Origin of the sequence: Pseudosporangium ferrugineum, assembly GCF_003002065.1 — a bacterium.
Taxonomy (GTDB): Bacteria; Actinomycetota; Actinomycetes; order Mycobacteriales; family Micromonosporaceae; genus Actinoplanes; species Actinoplanes ferrugineus_A.
This window is the reverse complement of sequence record NZ_PVZG01000001.1, coordinates 664,422-684,570: the sequence shown is the minus strand read 5'-3', so window position 1 is coordinate 684,570 and position 20,149 is coordinate 664,422. Positions and strand designations below refer to the sequence as shown.

The 20,149-nt window shown below is 73.9% G+C and carries 19 protein-coding genes and 1 riboswitch; of the genes, 10 read left to right on the top strand and 9 right to left on the bottom strand.

What is annotated here, in order from left to right; all coding sequences use genetic code 11:
* The first annotated feature begins 84 nt into the window (after positions 1 to 84).
* Together CLV70_RS03010 and CLV70_RS03005 are read left to right on the top strand one after the other, a co-directional pair.
* Positions 85 to 891 carry a polysaccharide deacetylase family protein gene (locus CLV70_RS03010; RefSeq protein ID WP_146163938.1) on the top strand — a complete coding sequence of 269 codons (807 nt, stop codon included), beginning with the start codon at positions 85 to 87 and terminating at the stop codon, positions 889 to 891.
* Positions 888 to 1,943 carry a glycoside hydrolase family 26 protein gene (locus tag CLV70_RS03005; RefSeq protein ID WP_106124736.1) on the top strand — a complete coding sequence of 352 codons (1,056 nt, stop codon included), beginning with the start codon at positions 888 to 890 and terminating at the stop codon, positions 1,941 to 1,943. The genes CLV70_RS03010 and CLV70_RS03005 overlap by 4 nt, the downstream gene beginning before the upstream one ends.
* Here CLV70_RS03005 and CLV70_RS03000 read toward each other — a convergent pair.
* The 6 genes from CLV70_RS03000 to CLV70_RS02975 all read right to left on the bottom strand — a co-directional run bounded on the left by CLV70_RS03000 (position 1,933) and on the right by CLV70_RS02975 (position 9,903).
* On the bottom strand, positions 1,933 to 2,826 hold the full coding sequence (locus CLV70_RS03000; RefSeq protein ID WP_106124735.1) for a bifunctional 5,10-methylenetetrahydrofolate dehydrogenase/5,10-methenyltetrahydrofolate cyclohydrolase: 894 nt from the start codon (positions 2,824 to 2,826) through the stop codon (positions 1,933 to 1,935). The two genes, CLV70_RS03005 and CLV70_RS03000, sit on opposite strands and share 11 nt — an antisense overlap.
* 15 nt (positions 2,827 to 2,841) lie before the next feature.
* Positions 2,842 to 2,923, bottom strand: a riboswitch (ZMP/ZTP riboswitch).
* A 52-nt stretch (positions 2,924 to 2,975) separates the two neighbouring features.
* Entirely contained in the window at positions 2,976 to 3,845 is an 870-nt protein-coding gene (locus CLV70_RS02995) for a hypothetical protein (RefSeq protein WP_106124734.1), read from the bottom strand.
* Positions 3,842 to 6,328: a hypothetical protein gene (locus tag CLV70_RS02990; RefSeq protein ID WP_106124733.1), complete on the bottom strand. Its 2,487-nt coding sequence runs from the start codon at positions 6,326 to 6,328 to the stop codon at positions 3,842 to 3,844. Before CLV70_RS02990 ends, CLV70_RS02995 begins: the two co-directional genes overlap by 4 nt.
* A gap of 112 nt (positions 6,329 to 6,440) precedes the next feature.
* A complete protein-coding gene (locus CLV70_RS02985; RefSeq protein ID WP_245907981.1) occupies positions 6,441 to 7,805 on the bottom strand; it encodes a glycosyltransferase family 2 protein in 1,365 nt (454 codons plus the stop codon).
* On the bottom strand, positions 7,802 to 8,767 hold the full coding sequence (locus tag CLV70_RS02980; RefSeq protein ID WP_158277686.1) for a glycosyltransferase family 2 protein: 966 nt from the start codon (positions 8,765 to 8,767) through the stop codon (positions 7,802 to 7,804). The genes CLV70_RS02985 and CLV70_RS02980 overlap by 4 nt, the downstream gene beginning before the upstream one ends.
* Positions 8,768 to 8,841: 74 nt before the next feature.
* Positions 8,842 to 9,903, bottom strand: a complete 1,062-nt coding sequence (locus tag CLV70_RS02975) for a glycosyltransferase family 2 protein (protein WP_106124731.1) — start codon at positions 9,901 to 9,903, stop codon at positions 8,842 to 8,844.
* Between the two features lie 510 nt (positions 9,904 to 10,413).
* Here CLV70_RS02975 and CLV70_RS39560 point away from each other — a divergent pair.
* The 5 genes from CLV70_RS39560 (at position 10,414) to CLV70_RS02955 (ending at position 14,622) form a co-directional block, all read left to right on the top strand.
* Positions 10,414 to 10,554 (top strand): hypothetical protein, encoded by a 141-nt coding sequence (locus tag CLV70_RS39560; protein WP_158277685.1) that lies wholly within the window; start codon positions 10,414 to 10,416, stop codon positions 10,552 to 10,554.
* A gap of 566 nt (positions 10,555 to 11,120) precedes the next feature.
* The gene (locus CLV70_RS02970) at positions 11,121 to 12,056 is read left to right on the top strand and encodes a sulfotransferase domain-containing protein (RefSeq protein WP_106124730.1); all 936 of its coding nucleotides are present in this window, start codon (positions 11,121 to 11,123) and stop codon (positions 12,054 to 12,056) included.
* A gap of 79 nt (positions 12,057 to 12,135) precedes the next feature.
* Positions 12,136 to 13,050, top strand: a complete 915-nt coding sequence (locus CLV70_RS02965; protein ID WP_106124729.1) for a glycoside hydrolase family protein — start codon at positions 12,136 to 12,138, stop codon at positions 13,048 to 13,050.
* A 343-nt stretch (positions 13,051 to 13,393) separates the two neighbouring features.
* Positions 13,394 to 13,744, top strand: a complete 351-nt coding sequence (locus CLV70_RS02960) for an S-adenosylmethionine decarboxylase (protein WP_106124728.1) — start codon at positions 13,394 to 13,396, stop codon at positions 13,742 to 13,744.
* Positions 13,744 to 14,622 carry a hypothetical protein gene (locus tag CLV70_RS02955; protein WP_245907980.1) on the top strand — a complete coding sequence of 293 codons (879 nt, stop codon included), beginning with the start codon at positions 13,744 to 13,746 and terminating at the stop codon, positions 14,620 to 14,622. Before CLV70_RS02960 ends, CLV70_RS02955 begins: the two co-directional genes overlap by 1 nt.
* A gap of 183 nt (positions 14,623 to 14,805) precedes the next feature.
* Here the strand turns inward: CLV70_RS02955 and CLV70_RS38930 are convergent, their stop codons facing one another.
* Complete coding sequence (locus tag CLV70_RS38930; RefSeq protein ID WP_146163937.1) at positions 14,806 to 14,988, bottom strand: hypothetical protein; 183 nt, start codon at positions 14,986 to 14,988, stop codon at positions 14,806 to 14,808.
* 90 nt (positions 14,989 to 15,078) lie between these two features.
* Between CLV70_RS38930 and CLV70_RS02945 the strand changes: the two genes are divergently transcribed.
* Positions 15,079 to 16,047 carry a serine/threonine-protein kinase gene (locus CLV70_RS02945; RefSeq protein WP_106124727.1) on the top strand — a complete coding sequence of 323 codons (969 nt, stop codon included), beginning with the start codon at positions 15,079 to 15,081 and terminating at the stop codon, positions 16,045 to 16,047.
* Positions 16,048 to 16,086: 39 nt separating this feature from the next.
* On the opposite strand, the gene CLV70_RS02940 is transcribed toward CLV70_RS02945, so the two are convergent.
* Positions 16,087 to 16,956: a universal stress protein gene (locus tag CLV70_RS02940; protein ID WP_106124726.1), complete on the bottom strand. Its 870-nt coding sequence runs from the start codon at positions 16,954 to 16,956 to the stop codon at positions 16,087 to 16,089.
* Positions 16,953 to 18,413, bottom strand: a complete 1,461-nt coding sequence (locus tag CLV70_RS02935) for an amino acid permease (protein ID WP_106124725.1) — start codon at positions 18,411 to 18,413, stop codon at positions 16,953 to 16,955. The genes CLV70_RS02940 and CLV70_RS02935 overlap by 4 nt, the downstream gene beginning before the upstream one ends.
* A gap of 331 nt (positions 18,414 to 18,744) precedes the next feature.
* On the opposite strand from CLV70_RS02935, the gene CLV70_RS02930 reads away from it, so the two are divergent.
* The gene (locus CLV70_RS02930) at positions 18,745 to 19,095 is read left to right on the top strand and encodes an STAS domain-containing protein (protein WP_106124724.1); all 351 of its coding nucleotides are present in this window, start codon (positions 18,745 to 18,747) and stop codon (positions 19,093 to 19,095) included.
* Between the two features lie 28 nt (positions 19,096 to 19,123).
* Positions 19,124 to 20,146: an alpha/beta hydrolase gene (locus tag CLV70_RS02925; protein ID WP_106124723.1), complete on the top strand. Its 1,023-nt coding sequence runs from the start codon at positions 19,124 to 19,126 to the stop codon at positions 20,144 to 20,146.
* Positions 20,147 to 20,149: the final 3 nt, after the last annotated feature.

Sequence of the window (20,149 nt, the reverse complement as noted above, 5' to 3'; positions counted from 1 at the left end):
ACGAGTTCGGTGAACCCCGAAGCTCGCCCGGTCGCCGACCGATAATGGTCATAGCCGAGCGGGTGGGGGAGGATTGCGGTGACCGTGGCTGCGCGGCCTGCGTGGGAGACCATGCCGGCGCTCATGTACCACTCGGTGTCCGCCGTCGCCGGGCCGCTGCGCGACCTGGCGGTGCCCCCGGCGCGCCTCGCGGAGCACCTCGCCGCGCTCACCGCGGCCGGTTACCGGCTGGTCGGGCTGACCGAGGCGCTCGACCTGCTCGACGCCGGCTGCACCGACCGGCTGCTCGCCGTCACCTTCGACGACGGCTACCGCGACTTCCTGACGGCGGCCGTGCCGGTGCTCGCCGAGGCCGGCGCCGGCGCCACCCTGTACGCCTCCGTCGGCCACCTCGGCCGGCACGCCGACTGGCTCGGCCGCTGGTCACCGGACTTCGGCGCGCTGCTCAGCTGGGAGGAGCTGGCCGAGGTCGCCGACGCCGGGGTCGAGATCGGCAACCACAGCCTCGTGCACCACCCGCTCGACGTGCTGCCCGCCGCCCAGCTGCGCGAGGAGACCGTACGCAGCAAGGACGAGCTGGAGCAGCGCCTCGGCAGGCGGGTGCGCAGCTTCGCCTACCCGCACGGCTACAACGGCGCCAAGGTGCGGGCCGCCGTGCTCGCCGCGGGGCACGACAACGCGACCGAGGTCGGCCGGCGGCTGCACACGCCGGGGGAGCGGCGGTTCGCCGTACCCCGCCTGCAGCCCACCCCCGACCTGACCGGCGCCGACCTGGTGGCCCTGGTGGCCGGCGGGGGTTCGCCGCTGGTGCCCCGGCTCAAGCGGCTGGCCCAGCCGGGCTGGCGGGTGGCCCGCCGACTGGCCCGGGCCGCCGGGCGGAACCTGACATGAGCCCCGCCCACCGCGCACCGCGTCGCATGCTGGCCCGGCGCCACGTCCTCGGCCTCACCGCGCTGGCGGCGGTGCCCGTGGCCGCCGTGGCCGCGTTCCGCTTCCGCCCGGAGGACACCCCGGCGGAGGCGACCAGCTCCCCGGGCCGGACCGCGTCCGGCACGCCGCGCCCGCCGGCCGCCCCGCCGCCCGCCGTGGTGACCCGCGGCGGCGGCCCGGTGCCGTTCCGCCCCGGCCGGGCGCTGCTCGGCGCGTACCTGGACCTGTCCGGGCGGACCCGCACCGAGGCGCAGGCGCTGCGCCGCACCCAGACCGGCCGCGACGAGCGGATCCTGCACGTCTTCTACGACTGGGAGGATCTGCTGCCGCGCTCGATCGAGGGCCTGCCGGGGCACGCGTTCCCGATGGTGTCCTGGCGCGGCACCCGGTACGACGCCATCACCTCCGGCGCCAGCGACGCCCTGATCGCGCGTGCCGCCCGGCGGCTCAAGTCGTTCGGCCGCCCGCTGCTGCTGCGCTGGGCCTGGGAGATGAACGGCGACTGGTACGGCTGGGGCGCCGCCCGCAACGACAAGGACCCCGGCGGCTTCATCGAGTCCTGGCGGCGGCTGCACCGCATCTTCGGCGAGCAGGGCGCGGACAACGTCTCCTGGGTGTGGAGCCCCAACTGGAACTCCGCGCCGGTCGCGGACTGGAACACGTACGCCACCCTCTACCCCGGCGACAAGTACGTCGACTGGGTCGGCGTCTCCGGCTACAACCTGCACCACGAGAAGCCGGAGACGCTGTTCGGGCCGATCTACCGCTCGTACGCCGCCCGCAAGCCGATCCTGATCACCGAGGTGGGCGCGGTGGACCGGGGCGGCCGGACGAAGGCGGACTGGATCACGCTGTTCGCGAAGTGGGTGCAGGCGCACCCGGCGGTGGGCGGGGTGACCTGGTTCGACACCGACACCCACCCCGGGTACACGGAGAAGTGGCGCATCGACACCGACGCCGAGTCGCTGGCGGCGTACGTGGCGATGGCGAAGAGCGCCCGCTTCAGCGGCTGACGCCGGCCGCCTTCTCCGCGGCCTCGATCGCGTTGCGGAACAGCATGGCGACGGTGGTCGGGCCGACGCCCCCGATCCGCGGCGTCACGGCGCCGGCGACCCGCGCGACCTCCTCGGCCACGTCGGGCAGCAGGCGGCGGCCCTCGTACCGGACCCCGGCGCCGATCACCGTGGCGCCCGGCCGTACGTGCTCCGGCTGGATGATGCCCGGCACGCCGGCGGCGGCGACCAGGATCTCGGCCCGCCGGGTGTAGCGCTCCCAGTCCGGCACGCCGGTGTGCACGACGGTCACCGCCGCGTTGGCGGTCGGGCGCTTCTGCGCCAGCATCATGGCCAGCGGCCGGCCGATGGTCGCGCCGCGGCCGAGAATGACCACCTCGCGCCCGGCGACCGGGATCTCGTGGTGCGCCAGCAGCGCCTCGATGCCGGCCGGGGTGCAGGGCCGCGGGCCGGGAAGCCCGACCGACAGCCGGCCGAGGTTCAGCGGGTGCATGCCGTCGACGTCCTTGTCCGGGTCGACGGTCATCAGCGCCGCGTCGTAGTCGAGGTGCGCGGGCGGCGGGTACTGGATCAGCAGGGCGTGCACCGCCGGGTCGGCGTTGAGCCGGTCGATCACCCGGTGCAGGTCGTCCTGGGTGGCGGTGGCGCTCAGGTGCTCGTGCGGGGAGACGAAGCCGAGCTCGGCCGCCTGGCGCTGCTTGATCCGGATGTAGCCGGCGCTGGCGTCGTCGTCGCCGACCAGCACGGTGGCGAGCGCGGGCTGGACGCCGCCCTCGCGCAGCTTGGCGACCCGCTGGGCCACGTCGGCCAGGACCGCGTCGGCCACCGGCTTGCCGGGCAGCAGCCGGGCCTCGTGAGCCGGCGCCGCGGGGGTTTCGGACATGCGCGTCTCCCAGTGCGTGGGCACCCAGGCGGACGGCGCCCACGACGTGCTCCCCGATGGTGGTCCATCCTCGATGCCGCCAGTCGCGTGTCGCCGACCAGTATGCCGTGCCGTGCCGCGCGACCTCGACCGGTGTCACCCGCGGGGCGCTACTCCACCGCGCTGATCGCCAGGGTCCGGTACGCCGCCGTGTCGCCCGCCCGGTACAGGTTCACGGTCACCCGCTCGTCGCCGGGCAGGGTCAGGTTCTCGCTCCAGGCGCCGTCGCGGCCCGGGGTGATGATCCGGCGGATCGGCGCGGTGCCGGCCGCCCCGGTGACGGTCAGGGTGTACGGCCCGTCCGCCGCGACCAGCCCCGACGCCGCCATCGCCACCACCCGGTCGCCCGCCGCGTCGACCGGCCCGGACGGCGCCGCGGACAGCGCGGTCACGGTCGTCTCGTACGTCTCCCGCGACGTCCCGAACGACAGCCAGCTGGCGCCGCCGAGCACCGCCAGGACCAGCACCAGCGGCAGCAACTGCTTCACCAGCCGGATCCGCCGCGCCTTGTCGTCGGCGTCCGCGGGTTCCTCGAAGGTGTGCGGGGCCACCGTCATCACCACGGTCCGCCCCTCGGCGACCGCAGCCGCCTCCCACGAGCCCGCCGGCACCGGCGCCGCCTCCTCGGCGGGCGGCCCGGCCACGGCTGGGCCGGGCAGCACGACCTGGACGGCCAGCGCCAGCAGCGCGATCCCGCCGGTGGCCACGGTCCACGACCACCGGTTCAGCGGCAGCCGGCACAGGTGCACGAGCAGGCCGCCGACGACCAGCGTGGCCAGGCTCAGGGCCGGGGCGAGCAGGGTGCGTTCGACGGCGGTGAGCGTACGGCCGCGCAGCAGCGCCCCGGTGAGCGCCGCACCCGGCAGGACGAAGCCGAGCAGCAGCCCGCCCGCCACGGCCAGCGGCGCCGGCCCGGCCAGCACGCCCGCGGCGGCCAGCACGGTGGCGGCGGCGAGGACGCGGACGTGCAGCGCGGTCACGGTTCCCCCATGCGGTAGACGCGGACCGTGCCGTTGTCGTAAAGCCGGTCCACGGCGGTCAGGGTGTCGAACTTGGCGATCTGGGTGGCGGTCAGCGGCCGGGTGATGGCGCCGGCGTTCGGGTCGTTCTCGAAGTACGCCTCGCCCTCGGGCAACTGCTCGGACAGGCGCCGGTCCACGACGAGGTACTGGATCGCCAGGTCGTCGACGAACTGCTCCTGGTCCAGGCCCCACTGGTCGGCGTAGTACAGCGGGCCCACCTCGCGGACCGGGTCCTGGCGGCCGTACGTGGACGCCAGCGACACCGACGTCACGTCCCCGCCGACCCGGTTGCCCGGCCCGAGGACCCGCCGCTGCCAGTCCGCGGTGTCGACCCCGTACACGTCGACCGAGCGCTCGAAGCCCCCGGCCAGGTACGGGCCCGGCAGGATGGAGCCCAGCGGCGGCCAGCCGCCCGCCCGGGCGCCGATCATCAGCAGGGTGATCAGGGCCGACCCGGCGGCGACCCGGCTGTAGAGGTTCCAGCCGCCGGGCGCGACCACGTCGATGGCCGGCGCCGCGGCCCGCCACCGGTGCCCGTCGGCGTCCCTGGCCGGGATCAGCTGCACGCCCCGGACCAGGGCGATCGCGGCGAGGATCGAGATCGGCACGTACGTGAAGGTGGAGAGGCGCCCGGCGATCTCCGGCCCGTTCTGGCCGAGGAAGCGCACGCCGTTGCCGGCGAAGAACACCGCGCCGCCGACGACCGCCGCCCACCGCCAGGAGTCCCGGTCCCGCCGGTGGATCATGTCGCGGACCAGGGCCGCGTAGAGCACGAACAGCCCGAGCAGGCCGGTGCCCTGCACGACCAGCTGCCCGACGCTGACCGCGGCGGTCGTGGACGACGCCTCGTCACGGCCGCTCAGCAGGTCGGAGACGGTCTGACCGACCTGGTCGATGGGCGCCTCGAGGTAGCCGAGCACGTCGCGGGCCACGGTCAGCATCCAGCCGGCCACCACGACCGTCGCGACGGCGGGCAGCACGAGCGCGTTCCAGCGCCGCGGCCGGTCCACCGCCAGCTCCGCGACGGCGAGCAGGAGCAGCGTGATGACCAGCGCGAACGCCGTGACGTGGTGGCTGACCGTGGTGAGCGCGGCCGAGCACACCGCGAGCGTCAGGAAGGACCATCCGCCCTCGGCCCGCCACCGCCGGGTCGCCCAGATCGTCAGCATGAAGAAGGGCAGCGCCGCGGTCTGGTAGAGGAACATCGAGTTGAAGAACAGATAGTGCAGGGCGGTCGCGTACGTCGCACAGCAGACGCCCGCCACGGCGGGGGAGTTGCTCGCCCGGAGCACCGCCGCGAACAGCACGGCCACGAACACCAGGTGCGCCACGCCGGCCACGATGACCCCGGCGGCGGTGACCGGCAGGCCGGTCATCGAGGTGACCGCCGCGCCCATCTCGGCGAGCCCGGGGAAGTGCACCGCGGGCGGCAGGGCCGGGTTCGGCCGGAACAGCTCGCCGGACTCCACGATGATCGTCGTCGCCAGCCAGTGCTGGAGCTCGTCGGGGAAGCGGAACTGGTCCGGGCTGTACATCCACTTGAGCAGGTACTGGTGCAGCGCCAGGCCCATGACCAGCACGAACGACTCGGCGACCCCGGCCATCCGGCGGCTGAGCAGCCGGACGACCACGGGCGTGAAGACCACGACCTGCCCCACCCAGTACGCGAACTGCGAGGTGCCGGTGCCGACCCGGCCGCCGGCGTACGCGAGCGCCACCATGAGCACGCCCAGCGCGGAGATCGTCAGGACGGCCGGGGCGTGGCCCAGGTCGAGCGGGGCCCGGCGGGGACGGGCGGGCCGGGGCGTCCGCGCCGGACCGGCGACGCCCTCGCCGTCCTCGCGTCCCGGGACGATCGGGATGAGGACGGTGGCCTCGCCGGGCGGCGGGATCACGACGGTGTCGTCGGCGGAGGGCCGGGCCAGGAGGGCGGCGGGAATCACGACGGTCTCGTCGGCGGGCCGGGTCAGCACCACCATGGTCTCGTCGGGGTCGGACCGAGGGCCGCCCGCCTCCCCGTCCTCTTCCGTTTCTCCCGTTTCCCTCGGCTCAACGGCCTCCGCCGGCTCCGCCGGTTCTTCCGGCTGCTCGAGCTCCGGCTCCTCCGGCTCTGCCGGTTCTTCCGGCTCCTCGGGCTCCGGCTCCGCCGGCTTCTGGGGCTCGGGGGCGTCGGGGATGGGCTTCTTGGGCACGCCGGACGTCGTCTGGATGTCCGAGCGGGCCGCGGCGTCCGCACCCTCCGGCGCCGCCGGGCGTACCCGGGCCGGCGTGGCCGGTGCCGCGTCGGTGGCGGGCTGGTCAGCCACGGGTACGGCCTCCACGGCGGGTTCGGGGGCCCCGGGCGGGACGAGTTCGTCGCTCGGGGCCTCGACGTGCTGGATCGAGGTCAGGGGTGCGGCCGGGCGCAGGGCCGGCTCGCCGGGTTCGGGCACGGTCAGCATGGCGCCGTCCCGCGGGAGGGGGCGGCGCGCCGGATGCTGACGATTCGCCACATATGTACCGAGAATGCCGCGTCGTCGGGCGACTGTCCGGGGAACGGCGGAGTCACCACGATCAGCGGCCGCTCCGGGCCTTGGCCCGTGCCGCCCGCCGTCCCCGCAGGTACGCCCGGGGCCCGGCCAGCATCCCGCGCCGGTTGGCGGTCAGCAGCTCGCGCGGGAAGTCCTCGCGCAGGGTCGACACCCGCAGGCTGTCCTTGCTCGTCAGGTCGCGCAGGGCGCCCGGCGCCAGCCGCAGCAGCGGCCACAGCAGCCCCGGCCGCCGCAGCAGCAGGCTCGTGTACGCGGCGGTGAGCCCGGCGCCGTACCCGACCATCTGCTTGTGCAGGCCCTCGAGGTCGCGCCGGTGGTAGTGGTGGGTGACCGCGGTCGGCTGGTAGACGATCGTGCCGCCGCCGACCAGGACCTGGGTGAACGCGAGGGTGTCCTCCGAGCCCATGGCCGGCGTGCCGGCGCCCAGCGCGGTGTCCCAGCCGCCGATCCGCTCGATCACGCCGGGCCGGAACGTCATGTTCGCGCCGGTGCCGAACGGCGGCAGCGGGTAGAGCGGGCTCTGCCGGTGGGCGGTCGCCGGGCTGAACACGTCGGGCGTGAAGCCCCGGCCCTTGCTGTGGCCGCCGAACTGCTCGAACCACAGCTGCGCCTGCGTCTCCAGCTCCGCCGGGACGATCACCCCGGAGACCACGTCGGCCTCGGGGTGGTCGGCGAGGGCGCGGGCGATCTCGGCCAGCCAGTTCGGGTCGGCGTACTCGTCGTCGTCGATCCAGGCCAGGATCTCGCCCGGCGCGGCGGCGACCGCGGCGTTGCGGGCGAACGACAGCCCGGCCTTCGGCTCCAGCAGGTAGCTGACCGGACCGCGGCGGGCCGCCGCGCGGACCACCTCGGCGGTGGCGTCGGAGACCGGCGCGTTGTCGACGACCAGCACCCGGAAGTCCGGGTACGCCTGGGTGAGCAGGCTGTCGAGGCAGCGGGCGAGCGCGCCGGGCCGTTCCCGGGTGCAGATGACCACGGTGATCGGCGGGGCGTCCGCCAGCACCTCGCGGCGGCGGGCCAGGAAGGCGGGCTCGGCGGCCGGGGTGATGCCGTCGACCGGCACGTCGCTCATGCCCAGGCCGGCGAGGCGCGGCGCCAGCGCGGTGCCCAGCTCGGCGCCGATCGCGCCGGCCAGGTCGGCGGGACACAGACCCTGCTCCGGTACGTCGGCCAGCACGGTGCCCAGCGGCTCGGTGAACAGGCGTACGAGCAGCCAGGCCTGGCGTACCCGGCGGCCGTCGGGGCCCACGGCGGCGACCGCGGGCAGCGGCTCGGAGAGCTCGACGTCGAGGACGACGGCGGGGCGCACCTCGCCGGTCGCCTCGAACGCGGGGGCGGTGATCATCTCGTCGGCCCGCAGCGCGGGCTCCCAGACCTTGCCGTTCATCGGGTCGCTCCCACCGTCTCGGGCCGGCGCTCCGTGCGCCGGGCGGTCACCGTCTCCACCACGCCGCCCCAGCCCGCGGCGGCGACGCCGGCGAGCACCCCGCCGGCCTTGAGGGCGTGCGCGAAGCCCCGGCCCCGGCCCGCGTGGGCCAGGTTGCGCAGGACCGCCCTCGGCAGCGAGCGCAGGTAGTCACGCTCGGAACCCAGGCTCTCGGTGCCGTCGAGCAGGCCGGCCATCGCGACCTTGCCCCGGCCCTCGGCGTAGCAGCGGCGCAGGAACCAGGCGAAGGTGGACCGCTCGGCGGGCACCTCGTGGCGGATCATCGCGTCCGGTACGTACATCCAGTGGCCGCCGTCGAGGGCGCTCATCCGCAGGCACAGCTCGGTGTCCTCGGGGCGGTTGCGGTCGCCGAGCTTGCCGAAGCCGGTGCGGAACCCGCCGACCGCCAGGAACGCCGAGCGCCGGACGACCATGCCGGCCGACCAGACGTTGCGGACCCGGCTCGTGGTGGTGGGCAGGCCGGCGTACGAGCCGCCGACGGCCCAGAGGAACTCCTCCGGCATCCAGCGCGGCTCGGGGCCCTCCCACGCCGGGGCGATGCCGCCGCCGGCGCCGATGACCCGCGGGTCGGCGAACGGTACGACCAGGCTGCCGAGCCAGTCCGTACCCATGATCACGTCGTCGTCGACGAACGCGATGAGCGACGTCGAGGTGTGGAACGCGCCGGTGTTGCGGTTGCCGGAGACGCCCTGGCCGTAGAGGTTCTCCAGGACGGTCACGCCGCCCAGGTCGCGGCGGGCCCGGCGGTACAGCGCGGGGTTGTGATCGACCACGACGATGATCTCGGCCGGCGTGTACCGCTGCGACTTGACGGCCGCGACGGTACGCACGAGCGAGGCCCAGCGCTGCTCGCTGTGGGTGGGGATCACGATGCTGACGGCGGGACGGGGGGTGGGTTCCACGCGGGGTGTGCTCCTCGGGCGCAGGTGGTGAGCGGTGGCGGCGGTCGGGGCGGGCGGGAGGTCCCGCGCTCCGATCAGTCCTCGCGGGCGGCGTGGCGCAGGCCGGCGACCTCGTCGCGGCGGCTGGCGACGACCTCGTCGCGGCGCGGGCCGGGGATCTCCTCGTGGCGCACGGCGGCGGTCTCGTCGCGGCGCAGGCCGCGGTTCAGGTGCGCGACGTGCTGCCGGGGATCGGTGGCGGGGGAGACGCTCGCCGCCGGCGGCCGGTTGACGACCTTGGCGAGGGCGTGCCGCGGCGGGTTGTTCGCCGAGGTCCCGGCGGTGCGCTGGTGCACGCGTACGCCGTTGCCGGTCACGCCGAGGCGGCGACGGCGGCGCATCCGGCCGTACTCGCTGAAGATCGTCCGCAGCACCCGGAAGCCGTCCCGGAACGTGTTGAGGTTGCTCTGCCCGTGGATGCGGGCGTGCTCGACGCTGCCGACCTCACCGACCCGCATGCCGTCCGCGGCCGCCCGGATGTTGATCATCGTCTCGATCTCGAAGCCGTCGCCCCACAGCTTGGCGCCGTCGGCGGGGCGGGGCAGCGTGGTGTCGGGCAGGTCCAGCACCGGCACGACCCGGCGCCAGAAGGCGTTGTAGCCGTAGCAGAGGTCGGTGAAGCGGGTCCCGAAGAGCACGTTCACGACCAGGTTCAGCCCGTCGTTGCCGAGCTTGCGCAGCCGGGTGATGTCGTGGCTGTGCCCGCCGTGGGAGAACCGCGAGCCCTTGACGAAGTCGGCGCCGTCGACCAGCTGCGCGACGAAGAGCGGGATCTCGGCCGGGTCGGTCGAGCCGTCCGCGTCGATCATCACGATCAGGTCGCCGGTGCAGGCGGCGAAGCCACAGGCCAGCGCGTTGCCCTTGCCGGTACGCGTCTGCTGCACGATCACCACGTCCGGCCGCAGCTCCCGCGCCACCTCGACGGTGCGGTCCACCGAGCCGCCGTCGACCACGATCACCTCGTCGATGCCGGCCGGCAGCTTCGCGAAGACGTGCGGCAGATTCCGTTCCTCGTTGAGCGTCGGGATGACAACGCTTACGGTCGGTGACGAGTGGCCGTTACTGGGCGTAGTGCCAGGGGTCGAGGAGTGCGGCATGTCGGTCCCTTCGGGGCGGGGCAGATGCGACAGAATCGGCGGTTTCCGGGGGCAGAACCGCAAGTCGCTCGCTTCTGCCGATAAATCTAGCGGCACGCTACGTAGCGTCAACTAACCGAAGGGCCAGGGTGCCTGCATCCGTGTGGTGAACCCTGACCAGACGTATGAGCAGGGATTATGCACACGGGCCACAGAAGTGCCCGTCCGCCTCGACAGTCACATTTAGTAACGGACAGCCGGGTCGGGACCGCCGCAGGGAGGCCGGGACGGCGCGGTCGGGCCGCGGCGGGCCGGGAGTGACCTTCCGTGGCAGGAAATCCCGATGTCCGACTTGTCGGAGTGACATAGGTCACTCTCAGTGTTGTCACACAGCGTAGGGTGACGGTTGCCGGACGGTTGTTTCGGCGTGCCCACGGCGAAAATCCGGGTCGATGCCTAGGCTGAGGCCATGACCAGCCGCCGGCCCGGGCACCCCCGCCGACGGGCGTCCGCACCCTGCGTGAGGCCGCGATGACGGGAACTGCGCTGTGTGTCTGCGGCCATCAGCGGGCCGCCCACGAGCACCACCGCCGCGGCACGGACTGCGCGCTCTGCGGGCCGGACGTCTGCCCCCGCTTCCGCCGCCGCACCTGGTGGCGCCGCTCCTCCTGAGCCCCTGCCGTCCGCACCCGTCCGCTGCCCTCGCCCACCACGGTCCCGCGCTGTCCCCCTGTGCCGGGCCTTTCCGCCCGTGCCGCACCGTCTCGTTGTGCCGCGCTGTCCCGCTGTGCCGCGCTTGCCCGCTGTGCCGCGCTGTCCCGCGCTTGCCCGCTGTGCCGCGTTGCCTGCTGTGCCGCGCTGCCCGCTGTCCCGCTGTCCCGCTGTGCCCCGCTGTGCCCCGCTGTCCCGCGCTGTCCCGCTGTGCCCCGCTGTGTCCCGCTGTCCCGCGTCCTGGCGCTGGCGCGGGCGCGGCCGGCGCGGCGAGGAACGCGCCGCGGGGATCACCCGGCCGTGGCGCGACGGGCCGGGGACGTGAGGAAGCCGTGCCCGGCGGCCGGCGGTGATTCGGGCGGAATCGCCCAGTGGCGGCGCTGCTCTCCCGCGTGTGTCGGCGGGGCTGCGGTGTGTGCGAGGGCGCGCCCGGGGGTATCAGTGCCGTTCGCAGGGTGGGCACCGGCTTCCCATTGCCTACTAAGTCTGTAGGCTAACTTCACTTAGCGGCACGAGGAGGGACCCCCATGCCACTTCCCGACTTCCTGATCGCCGGTGTGCCCAAGGCGGGGACGACCGCGCTGCACGCGGCCCTGGTCCGGCATCCGCAGCTGTTCCTGCCCGCGGTCAAGGAGCCCAAGTTCTTTCTCACCGACGGCCGCCCGCCCGTCACCGGTGGGCCCGGCGACGTGCAGACGTACCAGGAGCACGTGTGGCGCCGGGCCGACTATGAGGCGCTCTTCGACCCCGCGCCGCCCGGCGCGCTGAAGGGCGAGGCAACCCCGTTCTATCTGTACGAGCACAGCACGCACGAGCGCATCCACGCCCTGATCCCCGGCGTACGGCTGATTCTGCTGCTCCGTGACCCGGTCGACCGGGCGCACTCCAACTGGACGCATCTGTGGAACGCCGGTCTGGAGCCGGAGGCGGACTTCCTCGCCGCCTGCCGCGCGGAGGAGTGGCGCAGAGAGCAGGGCTGGGCCGACTTCTGGCACTACGTCGGCCTCGGCCTGTACGGGCGCCAGGTGCAGCACCTCTTCAAGGTGTTCCCGCGCGAGCAGGTGCTGCTGCTGCGCTACCGGGAGCTCAAGGACGCGCCGGCGGCCACCCTCGACCGGGTGTGCGACTTCCTCGGGGTGCGGACCGGCGTGCTGCACGAGATCCCCAGGGAGAACGTCAACCGCCACGTGGTCGAGGACAACCGGGTCAACGCGGTGCTGCGGGGGCTGCTCCGGGCGGGTGGCAGGGTCGGGCACCGGTTCCCCGTACCGTTGCGGCTGGCCGCCCGGGGCCCGCTGCTGACCCTGCTGCACCGCAAGCGGGGGACCCGGCCGGTGACCACGCCGGCCGAGCGGGCCGCGCTGCTCCCGCTGTTCGCGGACGACATCGCGCTGCTGCAGGACGTCACGGGCGAGCGGTACGACGACTGGCTCTCGGTGGACCGACACGCGAGCGCGTCGTAATCCCTATCTTGCCCATAGATAATGCACACTTGAGCGGATACCCTTCGCTGTGCCGTCGACGCCACGAAACGGAGCCGCCTTGTCCATCGGAACCCAGAGCCTGTCGCTGCCTCGCTGGGAGGACTCGACCGTGGTGGTCGAGCCGCCCGGTGACGAACCGGGAGCGTGGGCGGGTGCCCCGTCCTCGATCGTCGCTGACGGTCACATCTACCTTGCGTACCGTCTGCGGCTGCCGATCGGGGAGGGCCGGGGAATCTCCAACGTGGTGGCCCGGTCGGGCGACGGCGTGACCTTCACGGTCGTCGCCACGGTGGACAAGGACAGGTTCGGCGCCGAGTCGCTGGAGCGCCCGGCCCTCGTGCGTACGCCGGAGGGGCGGTGGCGGCTCTACGTCAGCGCGGCCACGCCCGGCACCAAGCACTGGCGGGTCGACCTGCTGGAGGCGGACACCCCCGAGGGGCTGGCGACGGCGCCGTCCCGGACGGTGCTGGCGGGCGACGAGACGGCCGGCGTGAAGGACCCGGTGCTGCACCACGACGGGTACGGCTGGCACCTCTGGGCGTCGGTGCACCCCCTCGAGTCCTGGGACGACGCCGACCGGATGACCACCGAGTACGCGACCAGTCCCGACGGCGTGCACTGGACCTGGCGCGGCACGGCGCTGGCGGGCCGGCCGGGCGAGTGGGACGCCCGTGGTGTGCGGGTCTCCTCGGTGTCCGTCGAGGGCGACACCATCCTGGCGGCGTACGACGGGCGGGCGACGGCGGGGGAGAACTGGGAGGAGCGCACCGGCGTGGCCCGGGGCGTACGCCTGCTGGACGGCAGTTTCGGCGAGCTGACCGCGGAGGGCGGCGAGCCGCTCGGCAGCCCGCACGCGCCCCACGGCCTGCGCTACCTGAGCCTGGTGGCGCTGCCCGGTGGTGGCCGGCGCCTCTACTACGAGGCCACCCGCGCCGACGGTGCGCACGACCTGCGTACCGAAGTCGTCGCATGAATCGGTGACGGTGAGAGCGGGGTCACCCGCGCGGCCCCCGCGGGCCGCGGGTGATCGACTTCGCCTACCGTCAACCGCATAACGCCCGGTCCTCCGGCGCCGCCATCAAAACCCGGCGGCTGCGAGGTGAGTGACCGCCCATGGCGGAGCCCGTCCCACGAGGACGGGCTCCGCCATGTTTGTTTTCCGGCCCCGACATCGTCCGACGGTGCGTGATCTTTCCGCTCCGGGGGTTGACGCTGCGTAATGTCGGGCTACATTTGGTACGAGGCGGACAACGCAGACCAAGGTCGCGAAGCGGACTCTCCGTAACCGCACCGGATGACTCTCAGTAAGGAAGCGCATGCTGGACTTCAAGGACCTCGCCCCGGCCATCACCCGTCAGCGGATGGTCGTCGAGGGGTACCCGACGTTCGTGATCGCCGACGCGCACATCCGGGACTACCTGCGGCGGCTCTCCGACGTCACCGACATGATCACGATCATCGAGCCGGTGACCCACGTCAGCGAGCTGTACGGCTGGGCCGGCTGGATCCACTGGGAGACCTCCGGCGCCCACTTCTACTCGTGGGAGCGCCCGATCTCGTTCTTCAGCGTGGACATCTACACGTGCAAGGCATTCGACCCCCGCACGGTCCTCGACTTCACCCGCGCGTATTTCCGCACCACCGAGATCGTCGCGAAGGAGTTCTGATGGCCGCCGCGACCCGCGCCCGCTACGACCTCGGCCCGGCCGAGGCCCGCCGGATCGCCGGGGAGTTCCTCGCCGCGCACCCGGCGCCGCGCGGGCGCTTCATCAGCGTGGTCGCCGGTCCGGACTCCCCGCTCGCCGGGGTGGGGCGGGCGCTCGAGCGGCAGGTGTTCGAGAGCACGTTCGGCAACGACGCGGCGGTGATGGCCGCCGAGTACGGCCCGTACGAGGCGACCAGCCTGTTCTTCGTGGTCCTGGACCGGCGGCGGGGCGTGCCGGCCGGGGTGGCCCGGATGATCGGCGGCACCGGCCGGGGCGTCAAGACCATCGACGACGCCCCCCGGTACATCGGCGCCGACGTCGCGACCATCCTCGCCGCGCACGGCATGGACGGCGGCCTGATCTGGGACTGCGCGACGCTGGCCGTGCTGCCCGGGTACCGTGGCGGGCGCTCCGGCCTCGTCGTCAGCTCCCTGCTCTACCGCACGTTCCTGGTCGAGGGCCGCCGCCGCGGCGTCCGCCACGCCGTGTCCATGCTGGACCGCGGGGCCCACCGCAACATCGCCCTGATGGGTACGCCCCTGCGGCCGCTGGCCGGCTCCGGCCCCTTCGCCTACCTGGGCTCACCGGAGAACCGCGCCGTGTACATGGACTTCCCGGCCATCGCCCCCGCCGTCGCCGCCCGCGCCGCCGCCCACCGCCGGGCCGGCCGCCTCACCCTCGCCGCCCTGAGCCCCACCGGCCTGCGCCGCATCCTCACCCGCCGCGTCGCCGCCACCGTCTCCCACCGGGTCGGCACCGGCGCCGACCTTGACCCCCTGATCGTGGTCGAGGCTCAGGCCCTGCCGGACGCGGACCGCCGCCCGGCGGCGCCACGCTGACCCGGGCGGGCCGGAGCGTCCAGGTGGGCCCGCCCGCGTGCGCGCTCACCACCGGGTCGGAGCCGGCCACGTCTGCCTGCATGTCGTCGGCGTCGGCGCGGGCCGGTGGCGGGAGTTGGCCGTCCTCACCTCCTGACCCCCGGCAGGCGTCCGGCCTGCTGTGCAACACCGGGCGGCGGAAGGTCAGCCGTCGGCAAGGGCCGACAGCAGGCTGCGCATGGCCCGGTGAACGGCCCGCAGGTCGTCGGGTTCGACCGCCGACAGCGCAGCCTGCTCGGTCCGGGTGGCGGTGCTGACTGCCGCGCCCAGGGCTGCCACGCCGGTCTCGCTGAGGGTGAGGGCGCGGGCCGCGACCACCCCCGGCAAGATCGAGTTTGTGCTGTCCGCGCCGGGGGTAACGAGGCGGGCATCGCGGCGCGGGCGGGCGCCGCGCGAGGAACCATTGGGGGTTGGCCGATGCGCACGCTCGGCGGGCGGTACCAGCTCGTACAGCGCATCGGGATCGGCGGGATGTCCGAGGTGTGGCGCGGCCACGACCGGGTGCTCGACCGGCCCGTCGCGGTGAAGATCATGGCGCCCGCGGTCGAGGGCACGCTGGGTGACGGCAACGGGGTCGACCTCGTCCGCACCGAGGCCCGGTCGGCGGCCCGGCTCGCCCACCCCAACGTCGCCAACGTGCACGACTTCGGCACCAGCCCGGCGCCGGACCGCGAGGTGCCGTACATCGTCATGGAGCTGGTCGACGGGCAGACCCTCATGGAACATCTCGCCGGGGGGCGGCTCGACTGGCGCATCGCCGTACGCGTCTGCGCCGAGGTCGCCGCCGCCCTGGCCGCCGCCCACGCCGAGCATGTCGTGCACCGCGACATCAAGCCGGCCAACATCATGCTCACCCCGTCCGGCGCCAAGGTCCTCGACTTCGGCATCGCGGCCGCGGCCGGCAGCCACGACCCGGACCCGGACGGGCCGGTCATGGGAACGCCCGCGTACGTCGCCCCGGAACGGTTCGACGGGGTGCCGGCGACCCCGGCCTCCGACATGTACTCGCTGGGCGTGCTGCTCTACCACTGCCTGTCCGGCCGGTTGCCGTGGCAGGCCGCGTCCGGCACCGAGCTCGTCCGCGCCCAGCGCTTCACCGACCCGGACCCGCTGCCGGCCATCGACGGGCTGGCCCCCGAGGTGCTCGACCTGTGCTCGCGCTGCCTGCACCGCGATCCGGCCGAGCGGCCCACCGCGCTGGTCGCCGCCCTGCTGCTCGCCGAGGCCGTGGACGCCCGCGTGTACGTGCCCCTGGCCGACCTGGGCACCCGGGTGCCGAAGGTGTCGCCGTGGGACCCGCGTGCCGCCGAGGCGGCCACCGACATGGCGCTGCCGGGCGACGACGCGACGGCGTACCAGGAACGGCCCGGACGCCACCGGGCCTGACCCCGCCCGCGGGAGCGGCCCGCGGGCGGGACCGGGCGGTCAGCCGCTGCGGGGCACCACCACCACCGGGCGCCGGGCGCGGCGGACCAGCCGCGCCGACACGCCGCCGAGCAGCACCCGCCGGGCCGGGCCGTACCCGCGGGAACCGCAGAACAGCACGTCCACGTCCTCGAGCTCGGCGAGCTGGTCGACCACGTCGCCGACCAGGACCTTCCAGTCCACCGTCACGTCCGGCACCGACTCCGCCGCGGTGGTCAGCGACTGCTCGTACGTCTCCCGCGCGGTCTCCAGGAACGCCTGCTCGGCGTCCTGCCCGACCAGGAACGGCAGGGTCGCGTCCGCGTCCGCCACCACCGTGAGCAGCCGGATCGCGCTGCCGGTACGGGCCGCCAGCCGCGCGGCACCGGCCAGCGCCGCCCGGCCGTCCGGGGTGTCCACGTACGCGACGCCGATGCGGCCCACCGAGCCGGGCGGCACCTCCATCCCCGACGGCGCGACCGCCACCGGGCACATGCTGCCGGCCAGGAGCCGGTCGGCCGTGCTGCCGGCGAAGAGCCGGTGGCGCGGGCCCGCCCGCCCCGAGCCGACCACGATGACCTCCGCGTCCAGCTCCTCGGCCAGGTCGTGCAGCCCGTGCGCGGCCGAGGTCGAGGCCACCGTGCGGTACTCGACCTCGCAGGGCGCGCCGGCGAGCAGCGTGCGGGCGCCGTCGAGCACGGCCGCCGCCGCCCGGTGCCGGTCCGCGACCCACTCCGCGTCGACCCGGCCGGACCCCAGCGCGGACGGCGCCGGATGCACCACCGCGACGACCAGCCGGGCGCCGAGCACCGACGCGGCCCACCGGCCCAGCACCACGGCGTCCTCGGCGGACGGACCGCCGTCCACCCCCACGATCACCGGTGACGTCATGACTGCTCGTCCTCCCGGGCCCAGCCGGGCGTGCCGTCGGTGTGCTCACGACGCAGCCGGGAGTTGCGGTAGCCGTACAGGAAGTAGATGAGCATGCCGACGACCAGCCAGACCACGAACCGGATCCAGGTGTCGAGCGGCAGGTCACTCATCAGGTAGACGGCGAACAGGACGCCCAGGATCGGCAGCACCGGCGACCACGGCACCCGGTACGGGCGGGGCATCTCCGGCCGCGTCCGCCGCAGCACGATCACGCCGATGTTGACCAGCACGAACGCGAAGAGCGTACCGATGTTGACGAGCTTGACGATCTCCGAGAGCGGGACCAGGGCCGCCAGGATCGCGATGAGGACGCCGAGGCCGATGGTGAGCCGGGCCGGGGTGCCGTACCGCTGGTTGACCGTGGCGAGCCGCCGCGGGAGCAGGCCGTCGCGGCACATGGCGAAGAAGATGCGGGTCTGGCCGTACATGATGACCAGGACGACGCTGGTGATCGCGACGACCGCGCCCAGCGCCAGGATGCCGGCCGCCCAGCTGATGCCCGCGCCCTGATCGAGGGCCGCGGCCAGCGGCGCGTCGCTGTCCTCGAGCTGCTGCGGGCTGGCGATGCCGATCGCGCCCAGCGCCGTCAGCACGTAGAAGATCGTGCAGATGACCAGCGAGCCGATGATCGCCCGGGGCAGGTCCTTGGCCGGGTTGCGGGCCTCCTCGCTGCCGGTGGAGACCGCGTCGAAGCCGATGTACGCGAAGAAGATGATCGCCGCCGCCGCGGTCACCCCGTCCACGCCGTCCGGGGCGAACGGCTGGAAGTTCCCGGTGCCGAAGTTGAACAGCGCCACCACGATGAAGAACGCCAGCACGACCAGCTTCACCGCGACCATGACCAGGTTGACCCGGGCGCTCTCGGTCACCCCGCGGACCAGGAGCGCCGTGATGGCCAGCACGATGAAGACCGCCGGCAGGTTGAAGACGCCGCCGTCCTCCGGCGACTTGGCGATCGCGTCGGGCAGCGTCCACCCGAAGGCGGCGTCCAGGAAGGCGTTGAGGTTGCCGCCCCAGCCGACCGCGATCGCGGCGACGCTGACGCCGTACTCGAGGATCAGGTCCCATCCGATGATCCACGCGACGATCTCGCCGAGCGTGGCGTACGTGTAGGTGTAGGCGCTGCCGGAGACCGGGATCGACGACGCGAGCTCGGCGTACGACAGGGCGGAGAACGCGCAGGCCACGGCGGCCAGCACGAAGGACAGGATGACCGCCGGACCGGCCACGCCGGCGCCCTCGCCGATGACGACGAAGATACCGGTGCCGATGATCGCGCCGACGCCCATCGCGGTCAGCTGCCAGGAGCCGACGGCCTTCTTCAGGCCGTGGCCCTCCTCGGCGGTCTCGGTGATCAGCGACCGGACGTCGCGGATCGCGAAGATGCCCGGTTTCTGGCTGGAACTCGTTGTCATAGTCCACCCTCCACAGGGGCGGCGGCCGCGCCGTGTCCGCCGCGGTGGCACCACACCCGGCCGCGCCCGGGTGAGCGGCCCCGACATCACGACGCCCGTCGATGACCACCCGGTGTCACCGTGTCTTTCACCTGCGTATACCGCAAGATGATCTGCGTTATGCGGGAAACTTTCCTCCGCCGCTTGCCGATCGTGGCGGCAATGGGTAGTTGACCCGTGACCTCCGCCGGACAGGGTGTCCGACGTGATCACCCAGTTGCGCGGCAACCTGCGGAGGACACGGCGGACGTTGTACCGTGAAGCGACCGGAGCGGATCTTAAGGTGGGGCGCATGGGCGAGGCCGTCATGACCACGCGGCGCCAGGCCGACGGCGCCATCGTGGTCGACGTGCGCGGCACCCTCGACGCCGCCACCGTCGACGCCCTCCGGGAAGCCCTCGTCGGCACCCTGCACTCCGACCGGCCGGCCAGCATGATCGTCGATCTGACCTACGTCACGTTCATGGATTCGCAGGGCGTCGGCGCGCTGGTCACCGGCTACAACACCGCGCGCGAGACCGGCACCCGGTTCGTGCTGCGCAACCCCAGCGAGTTCGTGCACCGCCAGCTGCGCGTCACCGGCCTCGCGGAGATGTTCGGGCTGCCGGCCGCGCCGGCCGGCCGGCAGACGTACACGCCCTGAACCGCCCGCGAGCGGTTAAGGTTCCGTCATGGAACCGGTGGCCGGAGCGTGGTGCACGACCACCGAGGTCGGGTTCCGGCTGCGTGACCACGACCGCCGGCTCGCTTCCGTACGCCTGGAGTCGTCCGTCCTGACCGGCGACTTCCGCTACCGCGACGACCTGCGGGCCTGGGAACTGCGCGCGCCCCGCCCCGCCGTGGACCGCCTCGAATACCGGCTCGCGCTCGGCCACCCCGGCGGCGGGGGCGAGACGGTCAGCGACCCCGACAACCCGCTCAGCCACGGCGACGCGTCCGTGCTCGAGTGCCCCGGTTACCGCGAGCCCGGCTGGCTCCACCTGCCGCAGAGCCCCGGCGGCCGGCGTGAGGTGTACGTGCCGCTGCCCGGCGTCCGTGGCGAGATGGTGGTCCGCATCTGGTCGCCGCCGGAGGACACCGACCGCGTCGTCGTCGCCCACGACGGCCCCGACTACCACCGGTACGGCGAGCTCGGCCGGTACACCGCCGCCATGATCGGCGCCGGGCGGGTGCCGCCGTACCACCTGGTGCTGCTGCCGCCCGGGGAACGGCTCGAGTGGTATTCGGCGAGTCCGGCGTACGCCCGCGCCCTGGCCCGCGACGTGCTCCCGCGGATCGCTGCCGAGCTCGGCACCGACCGGCCGGTGGTCGGGGTCGGCGCCAGCCTCGGCGCGCTCGCCATGCTGCACGCCCAGCGCCGCCACCCCGAGGCCTTCGCCGGCCTCTTCCTGCAGTCCGGCAGCTTCTTCCGGCCGCGGCACGACCGGCAGGAGTCCGGCTTCCGCCGCTACCTGCGGATCGTGCGGTTCACCGGGCAGGTGGTCCGGGCCGGCGACGGCCCCGGCGTGCCGGCCGCGCTCACCTGCGGCACGGTGGAGGAGAACCTGGCCAACAACCGGGACATGGCCCGCGCCCTGGGCGACCAGGGGTACGCCGTGACCTTCGACGAGGTGCCGGACGCGCACAACTGGACCGCCTGGCGGGACTCGCTCGACCCGTACCTCACCGCGCTGCTGCAGAAGGTGTTCAACTAGCAA